We start from the raw sequence: 9,075 nt of genomic DNA on the forward strand, positions 1-9,075 counted from the left end.
GGAGACATAGCAGTTTTTACATTGGTTTATATGGTCAAACCTGGGTAAAGTTTAAGGATTGTTGTCTAGAATTAGTAACCGAATTAATGAGACTCAATCCTAATAAACGAAAGTATTATCAACGAGGTATAAGGGCTAGGTTGCTTATAGAATCTGCATTTTAGCTTATTTCGTCGCCCCCTCAGCTTAGAATCATTTAGTGATCAATCATTTGATGGTATTTTCTATGATACTTATCCTTTGAATGCAGATGAACAACACACCCACCAATTTCCATTTATCAAAAAGGTTTATCCCCTGCTTAAGAAGGGTGGAATTTTAAGCTATTGTAATTTGACGTCAACAGGAGTTCTCAAGAATAGATACGATTCCTGGGAAGCTCTTTTCAATGAAACTCAAGTTCCTTATCTTCTTGAAGCAGGTGTTCCAGAAAAGGATATTAAAGGTATCATCATCTTCAAAGTTTATCCACCTACTGAATGCTTATACTTTCAACACAAGACAGCCATGATTCCGATTATTGTAAAAGAGTAAGTGTAAGCATTCAGCAGTCAGCAGTCAGCCCTTGGCCAAAGACCAAGGCTGATAGCTGACTATTTACGTGAAGCCTGGTTTTCAAGCCCCTTCCCGTAACTTATCCAACACACTGCGGTCTTCTAGAGTGGACGTATCTCCAGCTACCTCTTGACCTGCAGCTAGCGATCGCAATAGCCGTCGCATAATTTTTCCGGAACGAGTCTTGGGCAAAGCATCAGTAAAGCGAATGTCACCAGGACGTGCGATCGCACCAATTTCTTTGACCACGTGCTGCTTTAGTTCTTGCTTGAGTTCGTCACTAGCGCTATAACTGCCTTCTAAGGTCACAAAGGCAAAGACATCTTCCCCTTTTAGGTCATCAGGTTTACCGACTACAGCGGCTTCAGCTACAGAAGGATGAGAAACCAGTGCTGACTCTACTTCCATGGTTCCTAAGCGGTGACCAGAGATATTCAACACATCATCGACACGACCCATAACCCAGAAATAGCCATTGGGGTCTTTTCTGGCACCATCTCCAGCAAAATAGAAGTATTGCCCATCTTTTGGTTGAATGTGTTCCCAATAGGTGCGGCGGAAACGGTCATCATCCCCATAGACAGTACGGATCATACTTGGCCAAGGATGTTTGATAACTAAATAACCACCGTCATTATCCCCAACTGAATTGCCGTCTAAATCTACAATATCAGCAATAATGCCTGGGAAGGGGAAGGTAGCGGAACCGGGTTTAGTGGGAGTAGCACCAGGTAAGGGGGTGAGCATGAAGCCACCGGTTTCCGTTTGCCACCACGTATCGACAATGGGACAACGTTCTCCCCCAATCACCCGATGGTACCACATCCAGGCTTCTGGGTTAATCGGTTCACCAACAGTTCCTAGGATACGTAGGGACGATAAATCACGGGCGTTGGGATGCTGGTCTCCCATCTTAATAAAGGCACGAATAGCAGTGGGAGCAGTGTAGAAGATAGTGACTCCATATTTTTCTACTACATCCCACAAGCAACCGGGATTGGAAGGACGGGGAGCCCCTTCGTACATGAGGCTAGTAGCACCATTGGACAATGGACCATAGACAATGTAACTGTGTCCGGTAATCCAGCCGACATCAGCAGTACACCAGTAGACATCGGTCTCTTTGAGGTCAAAGGTCCACTTGGTAGTCATGTGGGTGTAGAGGTTATAGCCACCAGTAGTGTGAACAACCCCTTTCGGTTTACCTGTGGTACCGCTAGTGTAGAGAATGAAGAGCATATCTTCACTATCCATGGGTTCCGCTGGACAATCCGCAGATGCTCCCGGTTGCAAGTCATGCCACCAGTGGTCTCGTTCTGGTTCCATGTCAATCCCTTGCTTGGTGCGTTCTACCACTAGGACGTTTTCTACTGTAGGTGCGCCATTATTCTCTAAGGCTTTATCAACTTGGATCTTGAGAGGAACAATCTTGTCTTTGCGCCAGCCCCCATCAGCAGTAATTACTAATTTAGCTTGAGCATCTACCAGTCGGTCTTTGAGGGCTTCAGCACTAAAGCCACCAAAAACAACCGTGTGGGGAGCACCAATTCTAGCACAGGCCAGCATGGCAATAGCAGCTTCGGGAATCATGGGCATATAAATGCCAACGCGATCGCCTTTTTTGACTCCCAGTTGTTTGATCACATTTGCCATCTGGCAAACTTCCCGGTGTAACTGGGCATAGGTTAGGGTGCGGGAGTCTCCCGGTTCCCCTTCCCAAATCAGGGCAGCTTTATTCCGACGCCAGGTAGTGAGGTGTCTGTCAAGACAGTTGTAAGAAATATTAATCTTCCCACCAACAAACCACTTGGCAAAGGGAGGTTGCCAATCTAATACCGTATCCCACTTTTGAAACCAGTCTAGTTCTTGGTCTGCAAGCTGGGCCCAAAACCCTTGGGGGTCAGCTTTGGCTTGTTCATAAAGTTGCTGATACTCCGCCATGCTCTTAATCTGGGCATTCTCGGCAAAGTCAGCTGGTGGCGGGAACAGCCGTTCTTCTTGAAGGATTGATTCTATAGTTGGTTGTGACATCGTTATGGAAAATTACTGATATCTAAGTAGGTAGTCTAGACCTAGCCAAGGCTCAGTCTATTAAAACCATACTGAACAGGTCACCCAGTTGGGCAAATCGTTGGATTTCTTTAATTTCTGGTTTGTTACTACTCCTCCCTACTCCCTGCTCCCTGCTCCCTAAAACCCACTCCTAGTAAGTACCTCACCCAATTTAAAACTGCTGTAGTTATGTCAATCAAAGTAGAAGTTGTTCCCCATGACCCGAAGTGGCGAGAGGAATTTGAGCGTGAATCAAAGCAGATTGCCCTTGCCGTCGGCGACAACTTAGTTGCTGTACACCATATTGGGAGTACATCTATTCCAGAACTATATGCTAAACCGATTATTGATATTTTGGTTGAAGTCAAAGACATTACCAAAGTAGATGAAAATAGTTCAGGGATGGACACAATAGGCTATGAAGGAATGGGTGAATACGGCATACCAGGTCGTCGTTATTTCCGCAAACATAATCAAATAGGAATCAGAACACATCATGTTCATATGTTTGAGCTTAATTCGCTACAGGTAGAGCGTCACTTAGCCTTTCGAGATTATATGATTGCCCATCCTAAGGATGCCCAGAAATACGGTGAACTTAAGCGAAAACTTGCTAATAAATATCCAGACAATATTGAATCGTATATGGATGGAAAAGATTGGTTCATCAAAGAGATGGATCGAAAAGCAGCAGAGTGGCGTAGAGAATTAAGAATTAAGAATTAAGAATTGAGAATTAAGAATTGAGAATTAAGAATTAAGAATTAAGAATTAAGAATTGGAAATTTATAATTCTGGCTTCTGGCTTCTGGCTTCTGGCTTCTGGCTTCTGCCTTCTGCCTTCACCATTCTTCATTCTTCATTCACCATTCTTCATTCTTCATTCTTCATTCTTCATTCTTCATTTCCCATTCACCATTCACCATTCACCATTCACCATTCACCATTCACCATTCACCATTCACCATTCACCATTCACCATTCACCATTCACCATTCACCATTCACCATTCACCATTCACCATTCACCATTCACCATTCTTCATTCACCATTCTTCATTCACCATTCTTCATTCTTCATTCTTCATTCTTCATTCTAAATTATAAATTCTACATTCTGACCTCCTTCGATAACAATCGCTCCAATAACGGTTTAGGAATTGTCTCAAAATCCTCCAACAATAAATCCATAATCGCCAGATGGCGCAAGTGACCAGGAGTCGGAGGGTAACAGCGACGACTGGTGTTAAACCAGTGCGATCGCCTATCTTGTCGGGTGCGTTAACCAAGTGCGATCGCTTATCTTGTCAGGTGTGTTCGCGTAGCGTGGCCATAGGCCAATCGCTTATCCTAGGGTTAACACTCCCATGGGAAAATCCACAACCAAACGCTTTGTTCGTAACTACAAAACACCTAAAAGACTATTTACCAGTTCATCTCCTCCTAACACTTCAACCGTAAACTCCTCTTCCTCAATAACCACCTTTCCCTCATATAAATTAAACCGTGCTTCTCCCTGGGCTGTTTGCATATCCTGTGGTTCATTATTACGCACCCACCCTAAACTCTCAGCATCTTGATTATCAATAGCTAACCAACCTGTAAACCCTGTATCTAACAGTGCCATAACGGGAAAAACCTCCCCATCAGCAGACATCAAGCCAATTTCAAAAAATAACTCCTCTCGACTATTAAATTCACCTTGGATCATATTCTGCCACAAGTTCCCGTTTCATTAATTTGCATAATAATACACTTTTTACCTGGATGTTTAGAACGGGATTTGGAAAGTGCTACCTTTTTATCTTCATCGATAAAATACTCCCCACTATCAGGTTCAATAATAATAAACCAATCATAATGCTCTTGAATCAATTCTGGTTGTACTCGCTCAAAGACCTCTCGACAACGCTTATAAAACACTGCATCTTCAGCTTGAATTCTGGCTTTTTCTTCAGGAGACAGTCGTTTCTCCGGAAAAACCCGTCCTCGCCTTACAGTGTGATGGGAAGATGATGATGTCATTTGAGTTATACAAAACGCTGTAGATAGGTTTATAATAACAAAAATATCCCCCCTCAGGTTATTTCGCCCTCTCCTACTAAGAAAGGCATAAGGGGTGACTTGTTCAAAATCTTATATAAGGCCCCATAAACTAGCCAATTATTCGAGCATAGATGATCAGCTTTCTGAATAGCTTCAGCCGCTGCCTGATTTTCACCCCTGTCAAACAAACACCGGGCATAATAACACCAGCCATTAGGATTATTTGCGTACTCCTCAGTTACTTTCCATCATTCTATTAATCAGCAATGCCTTCCCTTTTGCCTCTTGCCTCTTGCCTCTTGCCTTTGGGAGTATGTTCACAACTCAAATACAAAGGTGTTTATATACCTTATGATTGGAATTGTGATAATCTCCCACAGTGCTAAGCTAGCAGCTGGGGTCAAGGAATTAGCTCAACAGATGGTTCAGACATCGGTACCAATTGCGATCGCAGCTGGTATTGATGACCCAGAAAATCCCTTTGGTACCGATGTGCTGCAAGTCCAAGCCGCCATTGAGTCGGTTTACTCCGATGCTGGGGTAGTGGTATTAATGGATCTAGGCAGTGCAGTGCTCAGTGCGGAAATGGCACTGGAGTTTCTGGATGAAGAGCAGAAACCCAAGGTAAGATTGTGCGAAGCGCCATTAGTGGAAGGTGCGATCGCAGCGGTTGTCCAAGCTGCGGCTGGTGCTGATATCGACCAAGTTATTGCTGAAGCTAGATCAGCCTTAACTGCTAAAGCCTCTCAGTTATCAGTTGTTGATAGTACACAACTTACCCATTGCCCCCTAAATCCCCCAAACTTGGGGGACTTTGAGAATAGTGCCCCCCAGATTTGGGGGGTTAGGGGGGCAAAACCAACTAAACTTCCTAAGTCCTATAGTACTGATAGTACTGAGAATAAATCAACCTCCAATTTTAAAGAGTCTACAATCCCAGCTTCTACAACCAAAGAAATCCATCTTACTATCGAGAATCCACAGGGAATTCATGCTCGTCCTGCTGCGCAACTGGTTACTACGGCTAATCGGTTTAACTCGGAAATTACGTTACAAAACCTAACCAAAACTAGCAATATAGTTAATGGAAAAAGCATTAATAATGTGATGCTTTTAGGTATCCAACAGGGAGATGAAATAGTCATCAAAGCAGTAGGAGAAGATGCCGAATTAGCCTTGATAGCTTTGCAGCAGCTAGTCGATAACAATTTTGGGGAAAAACTAGATAAAGCAAAAAAAGACATCAAGCAAAATTCTAACCCTCCCAGTAACCGATCCCTTCACCCGTCATCGGTCACACTTGATAGGTTAGTTGGAATTCCCGCTGCTGCTGGTATTGCTATGGGAGCGGTTATTGTCTACCAACCCAAACTTCCAGAGATTATTGAAGAGCAAACAGATAATCCTCAAGGCGAGTGGGAAACCCTACAACTTGCTATTAAAACAGCACAACAGCAACTTGAACACCTGATCAATACTGTTACTAACGATCAGGCAGATATTTTTCAGGCTCACTTGCTCTACTTAGAAGATCCAGCCCTAGTTAATAGAGCTTATCAGATTATATAGCAGTCGCCAGGGCAGGCGCGGACATGACAAAAGTCTCAAACCTAAGTAAGCGCAAGAGTTTGACTTCTGACTTCTGACTTCTGACTTCTGACTTCTGCTATAGTTGACCAGCATCTATGGGCAGGGGCGGCTTGGAAAACTGTGATCGATGAAACCGTAGCAAATTATCAAACTCTGGAAGACTCCTACATGCAAGCTCGGGGAAATGATGTGATCGATGTCGGCTGGCGAGTGTTGCGATTACTGACGAATAGGAAAGAAACCTGTCTAGATCTGACTGAGCCTGGTATTCTGGTTGCTGCTGATTTAACTCCCTCTGAGGTCGCACAACTCAATCCGATCCAAGTCCTAGGTATCTGTTGCGCTAGGGGCAGTGCTACAGCCCATAGTGCCCTCATCGCCAATATGCTCGGTATACCGATGGTGGTTGGTGTTGGTCAGGATGTGTTGTCGTTGCCAGCTGGTACGGAGTTGGCACTGGATGGGACAACCGGTCAAATTTGGGTAGAGCCTTCTGAGGAACAAAAGCAAGAATTACAGCTACAGAGCAACAGTAAGGATGAATTACCTAGGGAGGTAATTACTCAAGATGGACACACAATTCCCTTGATGGCAAATGTGTTGGGAGAGGCTGATGCTAAATTGGCTCTCGATTGTGGTGCTCAAGGGATAGGTTTACTTAGGACCGAGTTTCTTTATCTGGAACGCTTAACTATTCCGATGGAAGAAGAGCAGTTGGCAACCTATCAAGCCATTGCGGAAATTATGGGTACCCATCCCCTAACGATTCGTACTTTAGATATTGGCGGTGACAAGCCCATTCCCTTCCTGAATCTAGCGTCTTCTGATGCTTCCTCTGATCGGCACACCCGAGAGCCTAACCCTTTCCTAGGATGGCGGGGAATTCGTCAGAGTTTGGATTGTCCAGAGATGCTCAAAATCCAACTGCGGGCGATTCTACGAGGGAGTTATGGACACAATATTAAGGTGATGTTTCCCATGGTTTCTTCAGTAGAAGAGGTAAGGGCTGCTAAGGAAATCCTAGCAGAGGCTAAAGCCGAGTTGCGCCAAGAAGGGTATCGTTTTAATGAACAGATGCCAGTGGGGATTATGGTAGAAGTCCCGGCAGCAGTAACCATGGCTGATCAGTTAGCGGCTGAAGTGGACTTTTTCAGCTTTCCGGCAAAAGGAGCCCCACATCTCAATACGTAGTATGAGTGTTTAAAGTTACCGTAAGGATAGGGTCGCCTTTATGGTTAGGAGGCTTGGCTGAAAAGGGTTAAAACTTTGCCGATTTTGGCTCCACTAACAATCAGGTTTCGTCTCCAGAGAGGAATTTTGCACAGAGTATGCACGGGAGGGGGAGGCGAGCTATAAAGCTTCTGAGTAACTCGGAATAGGTCATTCCTCTCCTGTCGGCTTCTTCTTGTAATTGCCTTTTTTCAAATTCGGTAACTCTAACTACAAGTTTTTGACTTTTCATCTGGATTGACAATTGTTACTACGAATGTTCTACTTATAGTAGGTCGAAAAACAGGAGAAGTCAATGAGAACAGCGTATCAATACAGACTAAGATTGACGAAGTCACAAGAGACAGAAATTGAAAGATGGCTTGACATGCTCAGGCATCAATACAATTACCTTCTTGCTGATAGGTTTAACTGGTATGAACAGAACCGTTGTTCCATTAACTCCTGTCCTCTTGTTTGTCATTTACCTGAGTTACGAGACAATCCTGATTATTTTTCTCAGAAAAGGACTCTACCTCAACTCAAAAAAGACAGATATTGGTATAAAGCTATCCATGCTAATGTTTTGCAGGATTGCGTCAAGAGGGTCGATCTTGCTTTTAAAAGGTTTTTAAAGGGGGACTCCAATGGTAGAAGAAGTGGTAAACCTAGGTTCAAGAGTAAAAGCAGGTATAAGTCTTTAGTTTTCTCTGCTTTTTCTAAAAAACCTATTCAGGGAAACAAGTTAAACCTTCCCAAGTTTGGATGGGTAAAAATGGTTTACCATAGGCCAATTCCAAACGGATTCAAGATTAAAACTGCCACAGTTACACGCAAAGCTGATGGATACTACGTGACCTTGTCGTTACAGGATGATACAGTACCTGAAATAATCCCGATCGAACAAGTATCAAATCCCGTTGGTATAGACATGGGTCTCAAATCATTTTTGATCAAGTCCGACGGGACAGAGGTACCAATCCCCCAGTACTATCGGAAAGCTCAAAAACGATTAAAGAAAATCCAGAAAACTGTCAGCAGGTCTAAAAAAGGCAGCAATAATAGAAAGAAAGCTGTGAGGAAACTAGGGAAAGCTCACAAAAAGGTAGCTGATACCAGGAAAGATTTTCACTTCAAAACAGCTAAATGGTTATTAGATGACCACGATCTAATTGCTCATGAGAAATTAAATATTAAAGGTTTAGCCAAAACTAAAATGGCTAAATCCGTATTGGACGCTGGATGGGGTCAATTTCTGTCAATATTATCAAACAAAGCCGTTCGCGTAGCGTGGCCTACGGCCTTGAATGCTGGTTTGGTCACAGTTGCGGTAAACCCCCAAAACACCAGCCAAAATTGTTCCAATTGTGGAACCAAAGTACCCAAGAAATTAAAAGACCGCATCCATTCTTGTCCTTCTTGTGGGTACATCGAAGATCGTGATGTGAATGCGGCAAAAAATATATTGAAGTTGGCGGTAGGGCATTCCGTCGGCAGTAAAGCTGTGTGATTCGTTGGCTATAAACCTTATCCATAAAGGATTTGGGGGACTAGCCGCAAGGGTCAAACCTTGATAACTTGAAAACCATGTTGGTGAAATACCAACCCTCGTGAAATCCGAGTG

General features: G+C 43.7%; 8 protein-coding genes and 1 pseudogene. 6 read left to right on the top strand and 3 right to left on the bottom strand.

Translation table 11 applies throughout. The annotated features are described in order from the left end of the window. Together F6K46_RS36245 and F6K46_RS36250 are read left to right on the top strand one after the other, a co-directional pair. Positions 1-164 (top strand): annotated as a pseudogene (locus F6K46_RS36245) (IS4 family transposase); the annotation flags it as partial. A gap of 76 nt (positions 165-240) precedes the next feature. Further along, the gene (locus F6K46_RS36250) at positions 241-534 is read left to right on the top strand and encodes a hypothetical protein (protein WP_293067349.1); all 294 of its coding nucleotides are present in this window, start codon (positions 241-243) and stop codon (positions 532-534) included. Positions 535-615: 81 nt separating this feature from the next. Here the strand turns inward: F6K46_RS36250 and acs are convergent, their stop codons facing one another. After that, positions 616-2,586, bottom strand: coding sequence for an acetate--CoA ligase (acs, locus tag F6K46_RS36255; protein WP_293067352.1), 1,971 nt, complete (start codon positions 2,584-2,586; stop codon positions 616-618). Between the two features lie 210 nt (positions 2,587-2,796). Here acs and F6K46_RS36260 point away from each other — a divergent pair, with 210 nt between their 5' ends. Next, positions 2,797-3,333 carry a GrpB family protein gene (locus F6K46_RS36260; protein ID WP_293067355.1) on the top strand — a complete coding sequence of 179 codons (537 nt, stop codon included), beginning with the start codon at positions 2,797-2,799 and terminating at the stop codon, positions 3,331-3,333. Between the two features lie 675 nt (positions 3,334-4,008). Here the strand turns inward: F6K46_RS36260 and F6K46_RS36265 are convergent. Both F6K46_RS36265 and F6K46_RS36270 read right to left on the bottom strand, forming a co-directional pair. Next, complete coding sequence (locus F6K46_RS36265) at positions 4,009-4,317, bottom strand: aspartyl protease (RefSeq protein WP_366510864.1); 309 nt, start codon at positions 4,315-4,317, stop codon at positions 4,009-4,011. After that, entirely contained in the window at positions 4,314-4,631 is a 318-nt protein-coding gene (locus F6K46_RS36270; protein ID WP_293067358.1) for a hypothetical protein, read from the bottom strand. The genes F6K46_RS36265 and F6K46_RS36270 overlap by 4 nt, the downstream gene beginning before the upstream one ends. A 372-nt stretch (positions 4,632-5,003) precedes the next feature. Between F6K46_RS36270 and dhaM the strand changes: the two genes are divergently transcribed. From dhaM to F6K46_RS36285, 3 genes are all read left to right on the top strand, one after another. Continuing rightward, entirely contained in the window at positions 5,004-6,221 is a 1,218-nt protein-coding gene (gene dhaM, locus F6K46_RS36275) for a dihydroxyacetone kinase phosphoryl donor subunit DhaM (RefSeq protein ID WP_293117924.1), read from the top strand. A gap of 141 nt (positions 6,222-6,362) precedes the next feature. After that, on the top strand, positions 6,363-7,433 hold the full coding sequence (locus F6K46_RS36280) for a putative PEP-binding protein (protein ID WP_293067363.1): 1,071 nt from the start codon (positions 6,363-6,365) through the stop codon (positions 7,431-7,433). A 334-nt stretch (positions 7,434-7,767) separates the two neighbouring features. Then, entirely contained in the window at positions 7,768-8,961 is a 1,194-nt protein-coding gene (locus F6K46_RS36285) for a transposase (RefSeq protein ID WP_293067366.1), read from the top strand. The last annotated feature ends 114 nt before the right edge of the window (positions 8,962-9,075 follow it).

The sequence above is a fragment of the Moorena sp. SIO3E8 genome (assembly GCF_010692445.1).
Classification (GTDB): domain Bacteria; phylum Cyanobacteriota; class Cyanobacteriia; order Cyanobacteriales; family Coleofasciculaceae; genus Moorena; species Moorena bouillonii.